17 protein-coding genes are annotated in these 23,506 nt (G+C 41.0%); 7 read left to right on the forward strand and 10 right to left on the reverse strand.

The window, feature by feature from the left end; all coding sequences use genetic code 11:
* Window positions 1–153 precede the first annotated feature (153 nt).
* Window positions 154–2,889 (reverse strand): DNA polymerase I, encoded by a 2,736-nt coding sequence (polA, locus tag MTF66_RS16215; RefSeq protein WP_008467914.1) that lies wholly within the window; start codon window positions 2,887–2,889, stop codon window positions 154–156.
* A gap of 510 nt (window positions 2,890–3,399) precedes the next feature.
* On the opposite strand from polA, the gene elbB reads away from it, so the two are divergent.
* The 3 genes from elbB (at window position 3,400) to MTF66_RS16230 (ending at window position 7,386) form a co-directional block, all read left to right on the forward strand.
* Window positions 3,400–4,047 (forward strand): isoprenoid biosynthesis glyoxalase ElbB, encoded by a 648-nt coding sequence (gene elbB / locus MTF66_RS16220; RefSeq protein WP_010390362.1) that lies wholly within the window; start codon window positions 3,400–3,402, stop codon window positions 4,045–4,047.
* A gap of 204 nt (window positions 4,048–4,251) precedes the next feature.
* A complete protein-coding gene (locus MTF66_RS16225) occupies window positions 4,252–4,644 on the forward strand; it encodes a cytochrome c5 family protein (protein WP_008112730.1) in 393 nt (130 codons plus the stop codon).
* 177 nt (window positions 4,645–4,821) lie between these two features.
* A complete protein-coding gene (locus tag MTF66_RS16230; RefSeq protein ID WP_138569773.1) occupies window positions 4,822–7,386 on the forward strand; it encodes a diguanylate cyclase domain-containing protein in 2,565 nt (854 codons plus the stop codon).
* A gap of 13 nt (window positions 7,387–7,399) precedes the next feature.
* On the opposite strand, the gene rep is transcribed toward MTF66_RS16230, so the two are convergent.
* Complete coding sequence (gene rep, locus MTF66_RS16235; protein WP_010390360.1) at window positions 7,400–9,418, reverse strand: DNA helicase Rep; 2,019 nt, start codon at window positions 9,416–9,418, stop codon at window positions 7,400–7,402.
* A 113-nt stretch (window positions 9,419–9,531) separates the two neighbouring features.
* Between rep and MTF66_RS16240 the strand changes: the two genes are divergently transcribed.
* Window positions 9,532–9,795, forward strand: a complete 264-nt coding sequence (locus MTF66_RS16240; RefSeq protein WP_008112735.1) for an accessory factor UbiK family protein — start codon at window positions 9,532–9,534, stop codon at window positions 9,793–9,795.
* A 44-nt stretch (window positions 9,796–9,839) separates the two neighbouring features.
* Here MTF66_RS16240 and MTF66_RS16245 read toward each other — a convergent pair whose 3' ends face one another.
* From MTF66_RS16245 to ilvG, 8 genes are all read right to left on the reverse strand, one after another.
* Entirely contained in the window at window positions 9,840–10,484 is a 645-nt protein-coding gene (locus tag MTF66_RS16245; RefSeq protein ID WP_010390357.1) for an NADH dehydrogenase, read from the reverse strand.
* 1 nt (window position 10,485) lies between these two features.
* Window positions 10,486–11,151 (reverse strand): carbonate dehydratase, encoded by a 666-nt coding sequence (gene can / locus MTF66_RS16250; RefSeq protein ID WP_248527661.1) that lies wholly within the window; start codon window positions 11,149–11,151, stop codon window positions 10,486–10,488.
* A gap of 10 nt (window positions 11,152–11,161) precedes the next feature.
* Window positions 11,162–12,349: a methyltransferase gene (locus tag MTF66_RS16255; protein ID WP_248527662.1), complete on the reverse strand. Its 1,188-nt coding sequence runs from the start codon at window positions 12,347–12,349 to the stop codon at window positions 11,162–11,164.
* Between the two features lie 102 nt (window positions 12,350–12,451).
* Complete coding sequence (locus MTF66_RS16260; RefSeq protein ID WP_248527663.1) at window positions 12,452–13,450, reverse strand: ABC transporter substrate-binding protein; 999 nt, start codon at window positions 13,448–13,450, stop codon at window positions 12,452–12,454.
* Between the two features lie 144 nt (window positions 13,451–13,594).
* On the reverse strand, window positions 13,595–15,148 hold the full coding sequence (gene ilvA / locus MTF66_RS16265) for a threonine ammonia-lyase, biosynthetic (RefSeq protein ID WP_248527664.1): 1,554 nt from the start codon (window positions 15,146–15,148) through the stop codon (window positions 13,595–13,597).
* A 2-nt stretch (window positions 15,149–15,150) separates the two neighbouring features.
* Window positions 15,151–17,007 carry a dihydroxy-acid dehydratase gene (ilvD, locus tag MTF66_RS16270; protein WP_248527677.1) on the reverse strand — a complete coding sequence of 619 codons (1,857 nt, stop codon included), beginning with the start codon at window positions 17,005–17,007 and terminating at the stop codon, window positions 15,151–15,153.
* Window positions 17,008–17,108: 101 nt separating this feature from the next.
* Window positions 17,109–17,351, reverse strand: coding sequence for an acetolactate synthase 2 small subunit (gene ilvM / locus MTF66_RS16275; protein WP_008112745.1), 243 nt, complete (start codon window positions 17,349–17,351; stop codon window positions 17,109–17,111).
* Window positions 17,348–18,997, reverse strand: a complete 1,650-nt coding sequence (gene ilvG, locus MTF66_RS16280) for an acetolactate synthase 2 catalytic subunit (RefSeq protein WP_248527665.1) — start codon at window positions 18,995–18,997, stop codon at window positions 17,348–17,350. Before ilvG ends, ilvM begins: the two co-directional genes overlap by 4 nt.
* A 527-nt stretch (window positions 18,998–19,524) precedes the next feature.
* On the opposite strand from ilvG, the gene MTF66_RS16285 reads away from it, so the two are divergent.
* From MTF66_RS16285 to MTF66_RS16295, 3 genes are read left to right on the forward strand one after another with little or no spacing between them, the layout of a single operon-like run.
* A complete protein-coding gene (locus MTF66_RS16285) occupies window positions 19,525–21,198 on the forward strand; it encodes a phosphoethanolamine transferase (protein WP_248527666.1) in 1,674 nt (557 codons plus the stop codon).
* Entirely contained in the window at window positions 21,195–21,566 is a 372-nt protein-coding gene (locus tag MTF66_RS16290; protein WP_008112748.1) for a diacylglycerol kinase, read from the forward strand. Before MTF66_RS16285 ends, MTF66_RS16290 begins: the two co-directional genes overlap by 4 nt.
* Window positions 21,557–23,491 carry an LTA synthase family protein gene (locus MTF66_RS16295; protein WP_248527667.1) on the forward strand — a complete coding sequence of 645 codons (1,935 nt, stop codon included), beginning with the start codon at window positions 21,557–21,559 and terminating at the stop codon, window positions 23,489–23,491. Before MTF66_RS16290 ends, MTF66_RS16295 begins: the two co-directional genes overlap by 10 nt.
* Window positions 23,492–23,506: the final 15 nt, after the last annotated feature.

Consider the following 23,506-nt stretch of genomic DNA (forward strand, 5'->3'; position numbering starts at 1 on the left):
AATTGATGAACCTCTAACGATTTAATACAAACTGCTGTTTAATTTAACTTTTTTTTAACCTGCAAGCTAAAAGAAAAGCGCCTATTGGCGCTTTTAAATAATTCTTTTTAACTGTTGTGTTTACCTAAGACAAGGCATCCTTGGCATACCAAATTAGTGCGCTTGTTCCCAGTTATCACCTTCGTCAGCTTCAACTATAAGTGGCACATCTAGCTGTGCCGCTTGTGACATCAGCTCACAAATTTGCTGAGTGTATTGCTCAGTGCACTCTGTTTTAATCTCAAATACCAATTCATCGTGTACCTGCATAAGTAACTTAACCGTATTAGGCGCTTGCTGGTTAACCCATGCATGTACTGTTAACATGGCTTTTTTAATAATATCGGCAGCAGTGCCTTGCATAGGGGCATTAATTGCTGCGCGCTCAGCGCCTTTGCGGCGTGCTCCATTGCGGGCATTTATTTCTGGTAAATGTAAGCGGCGGCCAAAAATAGTTTCTACGTAACCATTTTCTGCTGCTTTTTCACGGGTCGTTTCCATGTATTCTAAAACACCAGGGAAACGCTCAAAATATTTATCAATATAATGCTGCGCTTCATGGCGTGGTACATCAAGTTGACGTGCCAGACCAAATGCCGACATGCCATAAATTAAGCCAAAGTTAACGGCTTTAGCTTTACGGCGCATATCAGATGTAACCTCTTCAAGCTCAACTCCAAATACCTCAGCAGCTGTAGCGCTATGCACATCTAAGCCATTTGCAAAGGCATTGAGCAACCCTTTATCTTGTGAAAGATGCGCCATAATACGCAGCTCTATTTGGCTGTAATCGGCCGCCACAATTTTATATCCATCAGCAGCAATAAAGGCTTCACGAATACGGCGCCCTTCTTCTGAACGAATAGGAATATTTTGTAGGTTAGGATCGCTTGAACTTAATCGACCCGTTGCTGTTACCGCTTGATGATAAGAAGTATGCACACGCTTGGTTTGCTCATTCACGATCAGTGGCAATTTATCTGTGTAAGTTGATTTAAGCTTAGATAAACCGCGATGCTCAATAATCACTTTAGGCAATGGGTAATCGTGTGCTAATTCTTGCAGTACTTCTTCTGCTGTAGAAGGCGCGCCTTTGGGTGTTTTTTTGATAACGGGCAATTCTAGCTTTTCAAATAACAGTACTTGTAATTGCTTTGGCGAGCTTAAGTTAAACGGTTCGCCTGCGATTTCAAACGCTTCTTTTTCAAGCTCAAGTAATCGTTCACCTAAGCGTTGGCTATGCGTGGCCAACATATTGCTGTCGATAGCAACACCGGTGCGCTCAATGTCAGAAATAACGCTTACTAGTGGCATTTCTATATTTTCAAATACCGATTTAAGCTTTTCATCCGCTTCAAGTTTCGGCCATAGTACTTGGTGTAAACGCAAAGTAATATCGGCATCTTCTGCGGCATAAGGCGCCGCTTTTTCAAGTTCAATTTGATTGAACGTGAGCTGCTTTTTACCTTTACCAGCAATGTCTTCAAAGCTAATATTTTTGTGGCCTAAATATTTAAGTGCTAATGAATCCATATCATGACGAGTACCTACGCTGTTAAAAACATAAGACTCCAACATAGTATCAAACTTAATACCATTTAATTCATAGCCAGCATTGGCAAGCACACTTTTATCATATTTTAAATTTTGACCAACTTTAGCTTTATTTTCGTCAGCTAATATTGGCCCAAGCTTTTGCATCACAAATTCAAGGCTTAGCTGTTCAGGCGCACCTGGGTAATCATGTGCAACCGGTAAGTAGGCGGCTTCCCCTGCTTTTACTGCGAAACTCATCCCTACCAACTGCGCTTTCATATACTCTAAACTGGTTGTTTCAGTATCAAAAGCAAATAGCTCAGCTTCATTGAGCTGCTCTATCAATGTATTAAATTGGGCCTCAGTTAAAATCGTTTCATAGTGCGCATCTTCAACTTTTGGCAACTCATTCTCTTGGGTTGGGACCGCTAAATGTGTGTCAGCATCTTTTGGATTGTCTAGTAATTCAGCTAACCAGCGACGGAATTCACACTCACCGTATAAGGCAATTAATTCGTCTTTATTCGGTGTTTGCAATTTAAAAGTATCAAGATCGGATTCAACCTCCACATCACACTTAATAGTGGCAAGTTCATAGCTCAATGGTAAATGATCAATCGCTTTTGCAAGCTTTTCACCTATTTTACCTTTGATATCAGCAGCATTATCAATTACGCCCTGAAGCGATCCGTACTTTTGTAACCATTTAACCGCAGTTTTAGGCCCGCACCCTTCAACACCAGGAATATTATCTACTTTATCGCCCATTAAGGCTAAGTAATCGATAATAAGTTCAGGTCCAACACCAAACTTTTCAACCACAGTGTCGGGATCTGAAATACTGTCGGTCATGGTATTGATCAAGGTGACATGCTCATTAACCAACTGCGCCATATCTTTATCGCCAGTTGATACTAATACATGGCGTTGTTGCTCAGAAGCAATGCGCGCAAATGTACCAATCACGTCATCAGCTTCCACACCTTCAATACTAATTAATGGAAAGCCCATCGCTTTAATAATGCTATGTAGCGGCGCTATTTGGGTACGCAGATCATCAGGCATTGGTGGACGATTCGCTTTATATTCGCTGTACATGTCATTTCTAAAAGTTTTACCTTTAGCATCAAATACCACCACCATATGTGAAGGATCGTATTGTTTGATCAAACTTTTCAGCATGTTTACCACGCCATAAATAGCGCCGGTGGCTTCACCTTTAGAATTAGTTAAATGAGGTGGCGAATGATAAGCACGAAACAAATATGAAGAGCCATCAACAAGAATAAGCGGGTTTTCGGGGATCTGAGCCATGGTAAAATTGGATCCTAAATACAAAAAAGTAATATAAGTATAAGCATGCCATAAGGCAGTAAATAAAACGACTGTGAATTAATGTGATTAAGGGCGCTACATTTTTAGCAACTTGTGGATAACTATGTAGATAACACCCACAAACTATCCATCCGAAACATAGCAAAATGCTTAGATTAGTTTGTAATTTATTGTTTTGTTTAAAAAAAGATAATTCGAGGTTCTTTTTTATTATTCTTCTATCAATGTGGAAAAGGCATTTAAACCGTTACTGGTGTTGTAACCCACTTTGATTATTTACGTCCATTTAAATAACTGGATGAGCATTCTAGCATAATGGATCAAAGATCATAGCGATCCTTTATAATTTTTTTTACCCTTACTAGTTATCAAATGGCATATAGCGCATAACAACTTACTTTGCGGCTAAAAAACCAGCAAATAAATTTTTAGATAGGCTGATTCGTCGTGTTAAACTTTATTAAAATGACTTCAATGGAGCAAAATAATATGAAAAATATAGCGGTAATTTTAGCAGGTTGTGGCGTATTTGATGGCAGTGAAATTAATGAAGTAGTGCTTACTTTATTACACATTGAAAAAAACAACGCGAAATATCAGTGTTTTGCGCCCGATATTACGCAGTACCATACTCTTAATCACATTACTGGTGAAGAAATGGCAGAGTCGCGTAATGTATTAGTGGAATCGGCTCGAATCACCCGTGGCAATATAAAGTCACTCGCTGAATTAGACATTACACAATTTGACGCTTTAATTATTCCTGGCGGCTTTGGTGTAGCTAAAAACTTATCTGACTTTGCTATTAATGGCACTAACGCGAAAGTAAATGACGAAGTACTGAGCGCTTGTAAAGCATTTGCAAAAGCAAATAAAGCCACCGGTTATATGTGTATTGCACCCGCTTTATTGCCATTCATTTATAATAAACCACAGCTCACTATTGGTAATGATAGCGACACGGCCGATGCTTTAACCACATTAGGCGCTGAGCATATTGAGTGTAAAGTGGATGATATTGTTATTGATAAAAATAATAAGCTGGTTACAACACCTGCTTATATGTTGGCACAATCAATTATGGATGCCGATGCAGGAATCGAAAAACTAGTACGTAACGTATTGGCCATTAGCTAATTATTAGGGTTCTGATCGCATTTAGATGTCTAATGATCCCGTTTTATTTAGGTAATTTATTGAGTTAAGACAATCATTAGTCGTATTTATAAATAAAATCGACTCTGAGCATTTTATAAATCACTGAGTGGAGTTATAATTGGTCTAAATTCCGTCATTTAAAATCGTGATTGATCACGTTCAAATTGAAGTGGGCAAGGCAAAATGAAAAAACTATCAGCTGCAGCATTACTTGTGCTAGCAACCACCGCATACGCACAGCCATATGATAACTCTATGACTGAAGATGCAATTAAAAAACGTTTAGCGCCTATTGGTGCTGTTTACCTTGAAGGTGAGAAAGTAGCGGTTGCTGCACCAACAGGTCCTCGTTCAGGCGAGCAAGTATATCAAGCAGCCTGTTTTGCTTGTCACGGCACAGGTGCTTTAGGCGCTCCTAAATCAGCTGACGATTGGGCTCCTCGTATCGCTAAAGGAAAAGACACCTTATTAGATCATGCGATCAATGGCTTTAATGCCATGCCACCGCGTGGAACGTGTATGGATTGTTCTGATGATGAAATAAGCGCAGCAATCGATTTCATGACCGCTAACTAAAATTAGCCAAATCAAAATGCTTTAAATAAAAGGTTTACGTTTTAGTAAGCCTTTTTTGTTTCTAATTCATGAGTTTTAGCTACATAATTAAGAAAAATATCTACTTGACGCAAAATGTTAAAAGTGGAACTATAATGATTAATAACTATACAAAAAATTATAACTGGTTAAACATCATTGGAAGATAAACTTATTGTACCTAATAGCGTAGTGCGCCAAAATAAACGACTAAAAGCACTATTAAAAAAGTACAAACATGCCTACCACCTCCACAATGCCCTGATACAATTATCAGAGCAAGCAAGTACTGTTGCCGAGCTAACCTTACTTTACCCTGCTATTCATGACATTTTACAAAAGTATGTTCCGAGTAAAAGCTTTTATGTGGTGCTGGTTGATCCCCAGTCACAACAGTTAGAATTATCTTATTTTTCTGATGAAAAAGATGGCATTGCAGTACCACTTAATCGAGATAATAATTTTGAAGAAGGCGCAACGGGTTATGTCTTCAAGCAAGGGAAAACCACTTACTTTACCAAACAGCAAATGCATGATGCTGCCCAGCAAGGCTTATTTAAAGCATTGGGTACACCTGCAGAACACTGGGTAGGCGTTCCCGTTTATCAAGAAAGAAACATTATTGGTGTGTTAGCCGCGCAAAGTTACGACACAGAACAAGGTTATAGTTCGCAACAAATAAACCTGCTTGAGGCCATGTCACTCTATTTAGCCACCGCAATTGAACGGGTTAAAAAACGAGAGTTACTCGAATCAGAAGTAAAATTAAGAACCCGAGCATTAACGCAAAGTAATGACGCTTTAAATGTTGAAATACAACAGCGAAAAGGTGCCCTGCAACGCCAGCAAATATTATTCAAAATTTCAGAGCTGACAACCCAAGCCAAAAATTTAGATGATGCTTATTTTCAAATACACGAAATAATAAAAACCATTACTTACGCAAAAAACCTTTATATTGCCTTGTATGATAAAGAATCAGGTTGGATCAGTTTTCCCTACAGTGTCGATGAATTCCAAGGCAGCACTCAACCACGGCGCTTTGCAAAAGGCTACAGTGAACTGGTTATAAGCACCGAAGAAACACAAATAATTCATCCGCAAAGAGCACAAGAGTTATTAAATAGTGGCATTGTAGAGCGTGAAAAACCAATTGATGAATCCAAGAGAGCCACCAGCTGGCTAGGCGCTCCGCTAAAAACTTCGCAAGGCGTTATAGGGTTAATTGTTTGCCAAGCTTATAATAATGAACACCTTTTTACACATGATGATGCAGAGCTAATCACCTTTGTATCGCATCAAATTGCCACGGTATTACAAACAAAATTAGCTTCACAGGCACTAAAAAAGAGCCACCAAGAACTTGCCTCACGAGTTAATGAAAAAACTAAAGAATTGAGCCAAGCAAATTTACATTTGCAAATGCAAATTGATGAACGTAAAAAAATAGAACAACAGCTTTATCACGATGCTCACCATGACTCACTAACAGGCTTACCAAATCGGAATTTATTTTTAACTCAACTAGAAAAAACCCTGCAATATTATCAACGCAATCCAAATGAGCACTTTGCTGTATTGTTTATTGACCTTGATAAGTTTAAAGATATCAATGATCAGCTCGGGCATCATGCCGGCGATGAGTTTTTAATTAGTGTTAGTAAACTATTCTCACAATGTATTCGTGAGCATGACTTATTAGCCCGTCTAGGCGGAGATGAGTTTGTAGTATTACTAACCCATTTAACTGAGCCAAATCAGGCAGAAGATGTTGCCAATCGCATTATAAAAATTATGCAAAAGCCGTTTTGTACTAAAGGCGTGTGTGTACAAAGTGGCGCCAGTATTGGGATAACCTATTCAAAGCAAAGCTATAAACATACCGATGAAATCATTCGCGACGCCGATGCTGCTATGTATTATGCTAAAAATTCAGGTAAAAACCGCTTTGAGTTATTTCATCCACTGCTCACTGAGCCTATGTTGCAACATGAGTCACAAACATTGCATCACCTTGATGTATTGCCTATGACGTTTCGTAGCTCAGATATTATCACCTTGGATGAGCATTATCAGAGTGCATCGTTATTTGAGGCTTTTGGTGAACACCCAGTCCTTGGCTTTACCAGTTTTGATATTTTAAAGAAATTTGCGAATGATAAAGAACAACATACCAAAGTTGAACTACAACTCATCCAACAAGCTTACCAACAAGCACAAAATGCAGAGATAGCCGTTGCGCTATTGCCTTGCTCCAGTTTACTGTTAGAAGAGCATGAATTTTCTTTACTAAAAGCGACACTAAAACAACCGGTAAACAATGAACAGCTTTGCTTGTTGTTTGATGAGCAGGAGCTGCGTTATGCCAGCGCACAGCAATTAGAGAACTTAAAACAGCTTAAAAAACTCGGTCATTCGATTGGCTTAAACAATTTCGCAAAAGACAAATGCGAGCTTAATTTGGTGACTGAAATAGAGTGTGATTATTTACTCCTTAGCTCCACCTTCAGTAAACGAGTATTACAACAAGAAAGCTACGATTTACAGTTGCAGGGGGTGTTGGCTATTACTAAGCTTAAACAGATAAAAGTGATAGCTAAAGGCCCATCAATATTAAACTTTAGAGCTCTTTTGGATAAACACGGCATAAACCTATTCGTTGCTAAACAGCACCCACTAACCAGCGCTATACCAGCTACACTTAAAAACTCAGAATTAAAATAGCGCTAAACACACCTTATTGTGGCTTTTTCAGCATTGCTCTTAAATTTGCAACCCGAGCTTGGCCTTTTTCCATACGTTCAGCTTGGGTGTTAGGCGCTTTTTTGTTTTCAAAGGCTAAGTCATCTTGCGGTAACTCTTGCACAAATCGACTGAGCTCTGTTTGTGATGTTTCACCAAACTGACGGCGGATTTTAGCATAGGTTAAAGTCAGCTCTTGTTGCGCGCGGGTAATACCTACATAGGCAAGACGGCGCTCTTCATCCACATTGTCTTCATCAATGCTTACTTGGTGTGGCAACAATCCTTCTTCCATACCGACCATAAATACATAGGGGTACTCGAGTCCTTTTGAGGCATGCAAAGTTAATAATTGCACGGCATCAGCTTCATCCTCTTCTTCGTTTCGCTCTAGCATGTCCCGAAGGGTCAATTTACTAACTACTTCAGCCAGTGTCATTGGCGGATTATCGGCATCGCCTGTTAACATGTCTGTTATCCAGCGATACAGCTCGGACACATTTTTCATCCGCATTTCAGCGGCTTTGGCACTAGGCGATGATTCATACAAGTAAGCTTCGTAATTAATATTACGCACTAAATCCTTCACCGCCTCCAGTGTATCACTGCGCACTGCGTTATCTGAAAGCTCAACCACCCACCGGGCAAACCCAGCTAGTGCATTTAAACCACGTCCTTTTAGTCTGTATCCTAAGTCGTTATCAAAGCAGGTCGCAAATAAGCTTTGGTGTTTTTCATTAGCTAAGGTGCCAAGCTTTTCAAGCGTGACTGTACCAATTTCACGACGTGGGGTATTCACAATTCTTAAAAAAGCATTGTCATCATCTTGATTCACTAAAAGACGTAAGTAAGCCATGATATCTTTAATTTCAGAACGTGAAAAAAACGACATTCCACCACTAATTTTATACGGGATTCGGTTACTCATTAACGACTTTTCAAAGCCCCGCGCTTGGTGGTTACCCCGGTACAAAATAGCGTAATCTTTATAGCTGGTGCGTTTCATAAATTTATGAGAAATAATCTCTGCGACCACACGTTCTGATTCATGTTCTTCATCGCGACAGCCAATGACTTTAATTTGCTCACCATAGCCCAACTCACTAAAGAGCTTTTTTTCAAACTCATGGGGGTTATTTGCAATTAAGATATTGGCCGCTTTAAGAATGCGCCCAGCACTACGATAGTTCTGTTCTAGTTTTATTAGTCGAAGCCCAGGGTAATCTTTACTTAATAACACCAAGTTTTGTGGACGAGCACCACGCCAAGAGTAAATTGACTGATCGTCATCTCCCACCACAGTAAAGCGTGCTCGTTCGCCTACCAGCAATTTCACTAATTGATATTGGCTGGTATTGGTATCTTGATATTCATCCACCAGTAAATAACGAAAACGCTGCTGCCATCGCTCACGTGATGTGGCATTACTACTTAAAAGCAGCGTGGGGATCATAATTAAATCATCAAAATCCAGCGCGTTATACGCTCTTAATTGATTTTGGTAACGCGCATACAACTGAGCAAACAATGCTTTTTGCGGCTCTCTGGCTTCGCGAATAGCTTGCTCTGGTAAAATAAGCTCATTCTTCCAACTACCAATTTGCATTTTAAGTAGATTTAGTAAGTCTTTGTCTTTTTTAAGCTCGTCTTCGGTTAAATCACCGAGTAATTGATTAGTATCTTGGTCGTCAAACAACGAAAAACCGGGTTTAAAACCCAGTGTTTTTAACTCTTTTTTAATGATCTCAAGTCCTAGTGTATGAAAGGTAGACACCCATAAACCTTTAGACTCTTGTTTTCCCAAGGTTTGCAAAACCCGCTCGCGCATTTCTTTAGCCGCTTTATTGGTAAAGGTAACCGCCGCAATATTACGCGCTTGATACTCACATTTTTGTACTAAGTAAGCAATTTTGTTGGTGATAACTCGCGTTTTACCCGAGCCTGCGCCGGCTAATACTAAGCAAGGACCACTAATGTACTTTACCGCTTCATCTTGTTTAGGATTGAGTTTCATAACGACCAGCTGATTGCAAAAAGACGGGCAATTTTAACGTAATCACTACAATACGCCTAGCCAATAAGGTAATATTAGTTATTATCATTTTAGGCAACAGGCAAGGGACGACTATGATTAACCCAGCAAAACTTGAAGAAATTGCGAAACAGATCACTAATAACATGCCACAAGGTGTAAAAAACCTGGCTGATACACTTGAAGGTAAAACTAAGCAAGTGTTACAAAATAAGCTTGCCGAAATGGACTTTGTAAGCCGTGAAGAGTTTGATATTCAAAGCCAAGTGCTGATCCGCACACGTGAAAAGCTAACTGAATTAGAAGCAAAAGTAGCGATACTTGAACAGCAATTATCGGCAAAAACAGACGCTGAATAATAAATATAACGCCATAGACGAACCTGCTTTATGGCGCTACTCAGTTATTCAAATAGCTCGTCCAGCACATAATAACCCGTTGCTTGTTGCTGCTCTATGCTTACCCTCAGCAATTTATTAGCTACTTGCTCACCAGTAATGGGTCTATACCGTTTAAAGATACCAAAACGCGTTAGCAGCGGAAGTACCACCTCACCGAACTTTTCTGCAATTCTAAGCTCTGAGCGCTCGCCGACTAATAAAGACGGTTGCAATATACTCAAGCGTGCAAAGCCAAGCTGCTTCACCTGCTGCTCAAGCTCTCCTTTTATTTTTAAATAACGGCTCATACTATTCGCATTTGCGCCACTTGACGATACCAAGCAATAATGCGGAACAGCGTTATTGGCCGCCATTTGCGCACAAATAAATTGGTATTCAAAATCAACTTTACGTTGTGCAGCCACACTGCCCGCTTGCTTTAATGTAGTCCCTAAGCAAGAAAAGAACACGTCACCTTTGAACAATTCAACATGATGCGTCAAATTTTCAAAATCAATAATATGGCTAATTAATTTAGGATGAGAAAAATCTAATTGGCGGCGCGATAAGCTCACTACCTGCGAATAGCTAGAAGATGCTAACAGCTGTTGTAATAACTGGCTGCCAACTAAGCCGGTACTGCCGATTATTAGCGCCGTTTTGGCCATATTAAAGGTGACTGCCCGCAGATTTATTTAGTACATGGTGTACTGCTTTTTTATAGCTTTCACACTCTTCTTCAGCACAACTAACTACCGATTCTAAGTCATGCAAATGACCATTTTCTAAGCCATATACCCAACCATGCACCGTGAGTTCTTGACCTCTTAGCCATGCATCTTGAACAATGCTAGTGCGAGATACGTTACGCACTTGCTCAATCACATTAAGCTCTATTAAACGATCCAGACGTTGTTTTTCTGGCAGAGCATTAAGTTGCTCTAGGTGTTTTTCTTTTACATCACCAACGTGGCGGAGCCAGTTATCAATAAAGCCAAAGCGGTCCTCGTTTAGTACCGCTTGCACACCACCACAACCGTAGTGGCCAACAACCATAATATGTTTTACTTTTAATACTTCGACCGCGTACTGCATAACCGATAAACAATTATGATCGGTATGTACAACCACGTTGGCAACATTACGGTGCACAAATAACTCACCCGGTAATAAATCAACAATTTGATTAGCTGGCACCCGTGAGTCAGAGCAACCTATCCATAAGTACTCTGGGTTTTGTTGCATCGATAAAATTTTGAAAAATTCAGGGTTCGCTTCGCTCGTTCTAGATGCCCAGCGTTTATTATTTTCTAGTAAGTTATTTAAATTTCTCATTACATCTCTTTTAGGTTGAGGGCGTTTTTAAACTGGCTAAAATTAAAATATTACGGGGTGTTAATTGCTTCTCACAAAATGTATTAACACTGACGTCATAGCCTTGCTGCTGCAAATATAAAGCACGATCGAGCACAAGCCAAACTTCTATTGCTCTTCTAAACACATGTCGAACCAGTTCAACTCGCTCTGTTACTTTTTTTCGCGTCTGTCCAATCAACAAAAACTTATTGTAATCAATATCTTTTGTCAGTTTTAAGGCTTTTTTGTCTGCCGCCCAGTTACAAAATGCTGCAAACGAATCTGAAAATATCGCTTTATTCACTGAAGGGACGCTGACATACCCTAACTCACCAGTAAGTGACTTTCTTAAGGCATCAAACCCGAGTCGCCACTCCACTTCTGTTTTTCGCACTTTGCCTACTCGCGAAGGAGCTGTAACAGTTTCTTGCAGGGCGAGCTTTAAATCTCTGTGAGTTAAGTTTAATCGACTTTGCTGAGCATGCTCGCTCATCGCTTGGTAATTATTATCAGTAAATAAATGATAGCAACAAGGTGAAAAGCTAATTTGTGGTACTTTTGCTGCACTGGCTTGATGCATAAAAGTTTGGTGTAACGCACCGCAGGCATGCAAAGCGACGGCATGAGTGTGTGGGCTAAAAAAATCCTGAATGTTATCCTTAAGTACATCGGCTTGGCTAAATTGTATTGCAAGTCCCTGCTGCTGTGCACTTTTTTTCCCTTGTTCACACAAATGAGATTGTAGCTCAACGCTGTGTACACTCTGCGCACCATTAAAAGCTAACATTCGCCCTAAATGGCCTTTACCTGCACACCACTCTAATACAGGCTGATTACTAGTGGGCAATGCGCCAACAAAATCTTGTAGCTGAGTAAACTTTCGACCTTTAATACCATTACTGATCCAAAACGGGTACTCCTTCCGAGTGTTGGTAATGGCAGGTAATGACACTAATCGGCTAAGTTGCTCAACAGCGGGAATATAGGATGAAAAAAACTGATAGAGCTGTTCTTGATCAGAGTCTAATTCAGCAACCGCCTGATCGGATAAAGCGCTCAAAGGAGCATGTAATTCAGGCCAAGGTAAAACGTCAAAATCAAATGCAGTACACTGCCAATACAAGCGAGTATTCATTAGCAAAGAGTCTAGGGCAGAAAATTGCTCAGTTAAGGTCATAACAGCTTAGGATATAAAAAAGACGCTTAATTATATCAGCACAATAGCACCTAATTAAGCGGTTATTTTTTTAACCTCGCAGAGCAAGGGAATTGCTTAACCTTATACCCGCTTTTGTTTAGCCGATTTAAGTATTAAACGTAAATACAGAGGGATAGAAATAATGCTTATTATAATAGCCGCAATTAGCATCCAAGAAAGCTGTAGTGTTTCTTGCTTTTTATATTTATAAATAAAATCAGCTTTTACTTCATCAAACTTTGTTTGATCAATCTCATATAAGTCAGCAATTAAACGCCATTTAGCCATCGACATATTACCCACAGTAGTACTCGGTGGAGCAATATAGTCTTTAAGTACCTCAGCCTCATATGCCAGTTGATGAAAACTGCGATCAGGCGCATGAAACTGTTGGGTTATGGCAATGGCTTCATCCATATTCATTACCGCGTAGCGCCACCCTTTTAAACTTGCTTGATAAAACTTTTCTACCGTATCGGGGTGATACTTAACCATACTATCGCTGGTAAATAAAATATCCGCGTATACATCCATCCCATAACGTTGTGGACATATAAGTCTATGAGCAACCCCTTGCTGATCCATATGATAAGGTAGGTCGGTAACATACACTTCTATGGCATCTAATTTATTTTCCATCCATGCTTGTTGTAATTCATCGCCTTTGTAAACAGCCAGTTTTTCGGTATCAATACCACTGCGCTTAAGCATAGTTAGTAACTCAGAATTACTCTCTTTGCTGACTTCACTTACACGCTTGTTAATAAAATCACGAGCATGAAAAATATCTGAAGTTTCTTTTACCATCCAACAGTAAGGAGAAAACTGTAATATGGCAGCCATAGCTACAAAGGGTTCACCGGCAATACGGCGTTCTAATATACCTGAATGTGCTACACCAAATTGCGCCTCTCCTCGCTCTACCGCACCAAAACTATTTGGCCGTTTTGGATCGGCAGGAACTATATTGACGTCTAAACCGGCCTCATTATAAAAGCCTTTTTGTTTGGCCATATAATAGCCAGCGAATTGAAATTGGTGCGTCCACTTTAATTGTAACGTGACTGATTCCTGCGCCATTAACTGGCTACAAAAAAAGCAGGTGCTAATTATTATTCCTTTAAGTAGCAAAGCAGGCTTCCATAAACATGATAATTAATTATAACTATATGTAAAACAGCTAATAAAGCAAGCATCGGGATAAGATGCTTGCTTAGGATAGAGTTAGGCTAGAGCGATTTTTTCAAGCTTTTCTGCTTGAGGTTGGGTAGTTAAAAACTGAGTAAAACAGGGGTTATCGGTTTCGTCTTGGACACTGTAACCTAGCCGATTTAAGTGCTCATTAAACATCTCATATTGGCTTGGTTCAATAGCAAAGCCTGCTAATACATTCCCCATTGACCCGCCATGATTGCGGTAGTGAAATAAAGTGATATTCCAGTTACTACCCAGCGTATCTAAAAAGCGCGCCAATGCGCCTGGGTACTCTGGAAACTCAAACCTTAGTAAGCGTTCATGTAACTGCTCTGGCGCTTTACCGCCAACCATATAGCGTACATGCAGCTTTGCTAATTCGTTATCTGACAAATCGCAAAAGGTATATTTGTTATCTGTTAGACTTTGTTTAAGCTCTTCAAGTTCTGCTAACCCTTGACGTAGCGCAATACCAACAAAAATTTGCGCCTCGCCAGGCCCCGCATAACGATAGTTAAACTCAGTAATGGCACGCCCACCTAAAGATGTACAAAACTGCTTAAAACTACCGCGCTTTTCATCAATGGTCACGGCTAATAAAGCTTCGTTTTTCTCACCCAGCGCAGTGCGCTCAGCCACATAACGTAAGCGATCAAAGTTTAAATTAGCACCAGACAAAATAGCGGCTAAATTTAACCCCTTTAAACCCGACTGCTGAGACCACTTTTTAAGCCCTGCAGTTGCAAGCGCTCCTGAAGGCTCAGCAATAGCACGGGTTGATACAAAAATATCTTGCATGGCTGCACATATTTCATCGTCTGATACGGTAACTACTTCATCACAAAACTTTTGTGCCAGTCTGAATGTTTCGCTACCAATTATTTTAACGGCAACACCATCGGCAAAACTGCCAACGCGATCGAGCTCTACCGGCTCGCCTGCTGCTAAAGCAGCTTTTAAGCAGGCGCTTTCATTCGCCTCAACCCCTATCACTTTGATATCGGGGCGCAGCGACTTAATGTATACCGCCATACCTGCCAGCAATCCGCCGCCGCCAACAGGAATAAATACCACATCTAAATCGTTGAGCTGTTGCATTAATTCACGGGCAACCGTACCTTGACCAACAATCACATCAGGGTCATCAAATGGCGGTACAAATACGCCGTTTCGCTGCTCAGTTAATTCCAGCGCATACGCTTTTGCGGCATCAAATTGATGGCCATGCAATACGACTTCCCCACCCAATGCCCTTACCGCATTAACCTTTATTTCAGGTGTGGTCACGGGCATCACAATGGTGGCTTTGTGCCCTAAGTGTGAGGCACTTAGTGCCACCCCCTGGGCATGGTTACCTGCAGATGCGGTGATCACAACCGAGCCTTTAGGCAGCTTATTTAATTTATTAAAAGCACCGCGTAATTTAAACGAGTACACGGGTTGCTGGTCTTCACGTTTTAACCAAACATGATTACCTAATCGTGTACTCAATTCGGCCATTTCACTTACCTCAGTCACCTTGGCTAAAGGCTCCATATTGGCTTGGATAATCGCGCGAAAATAATCGAGTTCTTGAGAAACCATACCTAGCTAAGCTCCTCCAGTTTGGCTAAATCGCGAACTGCACCTTTATCTGCGCTGGTTGCAAGTAGCGCATACGCTTTAAGCGCAGATGATACATAACGATCACGATTAAGCGGTTTATACGCTTGTTTACCACGAGCCAGTTGTTTTTGCTTGCGAGCTTCAAGCTCTTCATCGCTTAACGCCAGCGTTATTTCTCGAGTGGCAATATCGATGATAATTTTATCGCCGTTTTCAACATAAGCAATTGCGCCACCGCTGGCAGCTTCCGGCGATACGTGGCCAATCGATAGACCCGACGTGCCACCTGAAAAACGCCCATCAGTAATTAATGCACATTGCTCTGCCAAACCTTTTGATTTTAAATAGCTAGTTGGGTATAGCATTTCTTGCATACCAGGGCCGCCTTTAGGTCCTTCATAGCGAATAACCACCACATCGCCAGCTTTTACTTCGCCATTTAAAATCCCTTCTACAGAGTCATCTTGTGACTCATACACAACCGCAGTGCCTTCAAAATGCAGCATTTCATCAACAACACCCGCACTTTTAACGATACAGCCATCTACCGCTAAGTTACCTGAAAGTACCGCAAGGCCGCCATCTTGACGAAATGCATGTTCTACACTGCGAATACAACCGTTTTCACGGTCGTTATCACCCTCATCCCAACGACAATCTTGGCTCATTGCTTTGGTGGTACGAATACCTGCAGGACCAGCACGATAAAACTTTTGCGCAGCTTCGTTATTCGGATCGGTTGCATCCCACTTTTTAACCAGTTCACCCATTGTCATACCAGCAACATGGTTAACCGATAAATCAACTAACCCTGCCTTTCCAAGCTCGCGAACTATTGCCATCATGCCACCAGCACGGTGTACGTCTTCAATGTGGTATTGCGCTGTAGCTGGAGCAACTTTACATAAAAACGGGGTTTTACGTGAAAGTTCATCAATGTGTGACATATCAAAATCAACGCCGGCTTCTTGTGCCGCTGCGAGTAAATGCAATACCGTATTTGATGAACCGCCCATAGCAATATCAACCACCATAGAGTTCATAAATGCGGTTTTATTAGCGATGGCACGAGGCAGTACGTCTTGGTTATCTTTTTGGTAGTACTCACGGCATAAATCAACGATACGTGCACCCGCTTCAACATATAGTTGTTTGCGGTCTTTATGGGTCGCAAGCGTGGTCCCGTTACCAGGCAGCGCAAGACCAATTGCTTCTAATAAACAGTTCATAGAATTGGCGGTAAACATCCCTGAACACGACCCACAGGTAGGGCATGCAGATCGCTCAACTTGCTCAGAGTCGGCATCACTTACCGATTCATCAGCGCCTTTAACCATAGCATCAACCAAATCGAGCTTAATATCGATATTCGCTAATTTGGTTTTACCTGCTTCCATTGGGCCGCCCGATACAAAAATAACGGGTATATTTAAACGCAGCGCCGCTAACATCATTCCAGGGGTGATTTTGTCGCAGTTAGAAATACAAATCATCGCATCGGCACAATGGCCGTTCACCATGTACTCTACCGAGTCGGCAATTAAATCGCGCGATGGCAGTGAATAAAGCATACCGCCGTGACCCATGGCAATACCGTCATCGATAGCAATGGTATTAAATTCTTTTGGTACACCACCGGCCTGAGTAATGGTTTCAGCCATCAGTTCACTAAGCTGATTAAGATGTACGTGCCCCGGTACAAATTGCGTAAATGAGTTCACAACAGCAATAATTGGCTTACCAAAGTCGGTATCAGTCATGCCTGTTGCACGCCATAATGCTCTTGCGCCTGCGCGTTTTCGCCCTTCAGTGGTGGTTGCACTTCTTAATTTAGCCATAGTTACCTCAGTGTTTGCCGCAATTAATGCGGGCATTCCTCATTCTAAAAATTGATGAATAACCAAATAATCGGTTATTCGTAAAATTCGTTAAATTTATTTTATACAGCCTGTTGCTGTAAGCTTTGTAGCGTCACATGTTTCACATCAACCAATTTATTTAACTGGCTAGTAAGCAAGTAAATTGGTTTATCACTATCAACCGTCATTGCCATATTATATTGACCATCGTCCATATTGAGCTGTAAGTGAGTCAAGTCAAAACCACGATGACGCACCACACGTAAAAAGCGCTCGATTGCGACACTTTGACTTTTTAAGGCAATAGTTAAGTTGTGTTTCATTGTACTTTCTCCGTCATCATTTCATCGTTGGCAGCTCCAGGCGGAACAAGTGGCCATACGTTTTCTTTATCATCGATACAAGCATGAACAATATAGGGTCCATCGCTATTTAATAAGGCAGTGATTGCATCATCCACTTGGTTGGCATGGGTAATAGTTTGCCCAGGAATGCCAAACACAGCTGCAAGTTGTACAAAGTCAGGGTTGTCTGATAGGTTAGTTTCGCTGTAACGCCCTTCAAAAAATAGTTCTTGCCATTGGCGCACCATTCCTAAGCGCTGGTTATCAAGTATCAGTATTTTTACTGGTAAATTATTACGGCGAATAGTGGCAAGCTCTTGAATGTTCATCATGATTGAACCATCGCCTGAAACGGTGATCACAAAGTCATCTTTACGCGCTATCTGTGCACCTATAGCCGCGGGTAAACCAAATCCCATAGTGCCTGCACCACCACTGCTCAAATGGTTGCAAGGGTGGCTAAACTTCATGTGCTGAGCTACCCACATTTGGTGCTGGCCTACATCACAACACACCACACTAGTGCTTGGCATACGCTGGCTAAGTTGATTAAGTAAGTAAGGAGCAAATACTTTTTCACCAGGGTAGTCGTAGCGCCACGCGTGCTTGACCTTCATTTGTTTACTATGATCGCACCACGCTTTTGGTGTAACCACGCACTCAAGTGCAGGGAGAGACGTTTTTAAATCAGCAATTAATGACGCTTTTGCGGGTTTACGTTTTCCGACCTCGGCTGCATCTATATCTAAATGAATTACGTTTGCTTTTGCAGCAAACTTAGCTAAATTGCCCGTTACACGGTCATCAAAGCGTGCGCCAATACACACTAATACATCACATTCTTGCACCGCTAAATTAGCCGCTTGACCGCCATGCATACCTAGCATGCCTAAATCATATTCGTAATCAGGTAATACACTGCCCAATGCTTTAAGGGTTGAAACCGCTGGCATTTGCGTTTTATTTAAAAATTGCATTAACTGCGCTTGCGCATCAGCGGCATGGACCCCGCCACCAACATAGGCAACAGGCTGTTTGGCTTCACTGAGTAATTGGTTAGCAATAGCGACTTGATTTAGATCTAGTTGAGGCAAATATTCATCTACCGCTAACCAAGGTTTAAAAGGTACTTGCGCCATTTGAATGTCTTTGGGGATATCAACCAAAACAGGGCCTGGTCGACCGCTTTGTGCTAAATGCATCGCCTCTTGTAATATTTCGGCTAAATCTTCTGCTCGCTCAACCATATAACTGTGTTTTGTACATGAAAGCGACATACCCAACACGTCTATTTCTTGAAAGGCGTCAGAACCAATAGCTGCGGTTGGTACTTGCCCGGTGATGGCAAGTAAAGGCACTGAGTCCATCATGGCATCAGCCAATGCGGTAATTAAGTTAGTAGCACCCGGGCCTGATGTTGCTAAACATACACCTAAGCGGCCAGTACTGCGTGCATAACCTACAGCTGCAAACCCTGCGCCTTGTTCATGGCGAGTGAGGTAATGTTTTACAGGCGCACCATACAAGGCATCGTAGATGGGCATAATAGCACCACCTGGGTAGCCAAATACTTCATCTACGCCGTGCTTGGCGAGTAAATCAATTGTTAGTTCTGCGCCTGTCATTAGTAAATCCTCATTCCTGTGTGACAACCCGTTAAAATTTAATCTTAAAACTAAAAAGCCCCCCGGACGGTTAAGTGCGGAGGGCTTTTCAATGCTTAGTTTTTTAAAGCACTACGAAGCCCTCGCGGGAATAATCACCACGATAATAATCAGGACTAGGTTAAGTGCATTGTTAAGCATAAAATTTAATACCATTTAATTTCTGTAATTACGAAACTCTTGTTTCGCTGTCTTTTTATATTAGTACCGCGCTCAGGGCGCTAAGTCAACATCAAATTCAATCCAAAATAATTATAAAAACACGCCGGCTTAGGTTTTAAAATTCAAACAACCTAAACAAAGTGAATTTTTTATCCCTTCATTTCAACTCAGGAAATTCACTATTCTTATAACGGTGAATTATGGTTTGATTAATTTTTAGCAAACCGCTGTATTTTATAGCTCACAAAATAAAATAAATTGACTTCTTAAGCGTTTCTTAAGTGTGACGTCCTAGCATAACAACGTTCACTAAAAAGAGATGTGTTATGAATTCAATTTTCAAACTCAATAAGCAATCGCAAGCAAACACCAAAAAGCGCTTTTACTTTAACTGCAGCGCTAATGCATTTGTTATTTTAATGGCATGCTATTACGGCTTAATCATTAATATTCCATTTATGCATGGTGCGTTTAGCGCTATTACTTCGCTGCACACATTTTCGTGGTTATTTCTATTTTCTGTACCGCTACTACTTGTGTGTTTATTAGTTATATTTTTTTCTTTGGTGTCTGTTCGAGGGCTATTAAAACCCATCAACTACTTACTACTCGTGCTCTCAAGTGCCGCACTTTACGGCTCATTAAACTATGGAGTGGTATTTGATTACTCAATGATACAAAACGCAGCAGAGACGGACTCTAGTGAAGCGTTAAGCTATTTAAACTTGCAACTTGTTGGCTTTTTACTGCTTTTTGGTGCATTACCTGCCTTTGTTTTGAGTCGTATAAACGTAAACTGTGCCCGCCCACACAAAGAAATACTAAGTCGTATTAAACTGTTACTAGCATGCGGTGCTTTGATTGCTTTAGTGGTAGTAAACTTTTACGCCGATTACGCGGCAACAGGTCGAAATAACCGGATATTGAAAAAAGAAATCATTCCATTTCAATACCTTTCTAGTGGCTATAAGTATGCACGTGACCAGTTGCTTTACAGCGATATTAAATTTAAAAATATTGATACCACACCAACTTTAGCATCGCCAAGTACAACACGAGTTACTGTCATAGTAGTAGGTGAAACCGCACGAGCTGAAAACTTTTCCTACCAAGGCTATGAGCGCAATACCAACCAATACACACAAAAACATAATGTCACTTATTTCGATAATGTATCGTCGTGTGGCACGGCCACGGCAGTGTCAGTACCGTGTATGTTTTCACTGCAAACTCATGCCAATTTTTCTCGTTTAGACAGTGATAATCAGCAAAACGTGATTGATTTGATACAGCAAGCAGGCGCAGATGTCTTATGGGTTGATAATAACAGTGGCTGTAAAAACGTCTGCTCGCGCGTACCTACCATTAATATTGATACCAAAGCATCCGGACTATGTGATGGTAAATACTGTTTTGATGAAGCGTTGCTAGCCCCACTAAAGCACAAGCTTGCTAACTTGAGTCAGGCTAATACGCTTATAGTGCTGCATATGATGGGTTCACATGGCCCTACTTACTTTAAGCGCTACCCTGAAAAATTTAAACAGTTTAGTCCAACCTGCGACCGCAGCGATATTCAGAACTGTAACGCTGAAGAACTGGTTAACACCTACGACAATACAATTGCTTATAGTGATTTTATCAACGCTCAAGTTATTGAACAGTTAAAGGCACTACCGGCCAATATTGATAAGCAATTACTGTATGTGTCGGACCATGGCGAGTCGCTCGGTGAAAATGGTGCGTACTTACATGGCTTTCCCTATGCATTTGCACCAACAGCTCAAACCCATGTGCCTCTTTACATCTGGGCTGATGAGCATAATCAGCGCATTACAGCCAAGTGTCTCAACAATTTAAATAGCACTTTAGCGCAATCACACGATGCTATTTTTCATACCCTTTTAAACTTAACCGGTGTTGCGAGTAAAACCTACCAAACCTCTGAAGATTTACTCGCGTCATGTCAAACGATTAACCATAGCGAAACTAAAATATGAATAATAAAACCGTTATAAAACGCCAAGGCCTAATGCGCCTAATTTTTACCTTAAGCCATACATTTAACGGCCTAAAATGGATGAGCCGATTTGAGGCTGCTTTTCAGCAAGAGTTGGTTTTATTTAGTTTGCTAGGCGTATTTGCCTGCTTGCAAGAAATTACTTTAAGTAGCAAATTAATCTTGATTGCCAGCTTATTGTTTGTGTTATTTGCTGAGTTGGTCAATACCGCAGTCGAAGTGGTGGTTGATCGCATCGGTAGCGAATATCATGAACTATCAGGCCTAGCTAAAGATATTGCATCCGCCAGTGTCTTTATCGCCATGCTTATTGCTATTTTAGTTTGGTGGTCTGTGCTATGGACTTAATCAGTAGCACTAAAAAAGTACTGGGGCCATTGTGGGTTTTAGCGGTATTTTTTTTCGCACTCCTATGCTTGCTAACTTTTGCGCGATTAGGTTTAAGTTTGTGGCAAAGTGGCCGTGTATTTACCGAAGGCGCCTGGCACTTTGTTTTTGTAGGCGGTTTACGTGTTGATATAGCAACATTATGCTACATCATAACCCCCGCTTTGTTGCTAACACTTGCAGCACATGCTCTCAAATTAACTGCTTATATTCGAGGAGTCGTAAAGTGGTATTTAGTAATAATGGCTGCAATGTTAGTGTTTTTTGAGGTTATTACACCCACGTTTATTAACGAATACGACTTACGCCCTAACCGTCTATTTATTGAATACCTTATTTATCCTAAAGAAGTCTCTAAAATGATTTTTTCAGGGTACAAACTCGAAGTCCTCTTTGCTGTTTTAGCGCTCGTGTTCACTATTAAATTTGCTAACAAAATTCTTACTCAGCAATGGCACAACCGCTCCTCATTAGGGGCAATAAAACTATCACTATTAGCTGTTATTATATGTAGCCTAACACTGTTAGGCGCTCGAAACTCATTAGGGCATCGTCCATTAAACCCCGCTATGGTGGCATTTTCGACCGACCACTTGCTGAATGACCTTACGCTTAATTCACTCTATAGCGTAGTATTTGCGTTAAAACAACTCACCAATGAGCAATCAAGTCAGGCATATTATGGCAAGGTCCCTCAAGAGGAGTTACTCGCCACAGTACGCAGTACCATGCAAAATCCTCAAGCAATATTTAATAATCCAAATGCCCCTACCCGCACTTTTCATCAGGCAAGCTACCAAGGTAAAAAGAAAAACCTGGTTATTATTCTGCAAGAAAGCTTGGGTGCTCGTTATGTAGGTACCTTAGGTGGCTTACCCTTAACGCCTAATATAGATGCACTTTATCAACAGGGCTGGGGATTTGATAACTTATACGCTACCGGCACTCGCTCTGTACGCGGTATTGAAGCAGTTATAACCGGTTTTACACCGACTCCCTCACGCGCGGTTGTAAAACTCGATAAATCACAACGTGACTTTTTTACCTTGGCTAGTTTTTTAGCAAAGCAGGACTACCATACTCAGTTTATTTATGGTGGAGAAAGTCACTTTGACAACATGCGTAGCTTCTTTTTGGGTAACGGCTTTAGTGATATTGTTGATAGTGAAAGCTTCGATAACATTAACTTTAATGGTTCATGGGGCGCATCTGACGAAGATTTATTTACTCAAGCAGATAAAGAGCTGAATAAATTACAACAACAGCAAAAGCCATTTTTTAGTCTGATTTTTAGTAGTTCTAATCATAGCCCTTATGAATTTCCGGACGGTAAAATAGCCCTGTTTGAGCAACCAAAGCAAAGCCGTAATAACGCAGCTAAATATGCAGATTATGCCCTAGGCACATTCCTTGAAAAGGCGAAAAAATCATCTTACTGGGACGATACTGTGTTTATAGTGATTGCTGATCACGACTCACGCGTGTCTGGTTCCAGCCTTGTACCTATTGATCACTTTAAAATTCCTGCAGTTATTTTTGGTAAAGACATTAAGCCCAAACGCGATCATCAATTAGCCAGTCAACTAGATATTCCCGCCACCTTACTGTCGCTTATTGGCGCCAGCGGTGAGCACCCGATGATTGGTCATGACCTCACTCAACCAGTGGCTAAAAGCAAGCAACGTGCAATGATGCAATATGATAAAAACTTTGCATATATGCTCAATGATAAAGTCGTGATTTTGCAGCCAAACAAACCAGCAACCAGCTATATTTATAAAAATAAACAATTACACGCTAGCAGTGATGATAGCCAGCTTATTAAACAAGCACGCGCTTTGGCTAACTATGGCAACATGGCCTACAGCAATAATTGGTACCAATAGCGTTTTTTAACCTGG

The organism is Pseudoalteromonas sp. 2CM39R, from assembly GCF_023161845.1.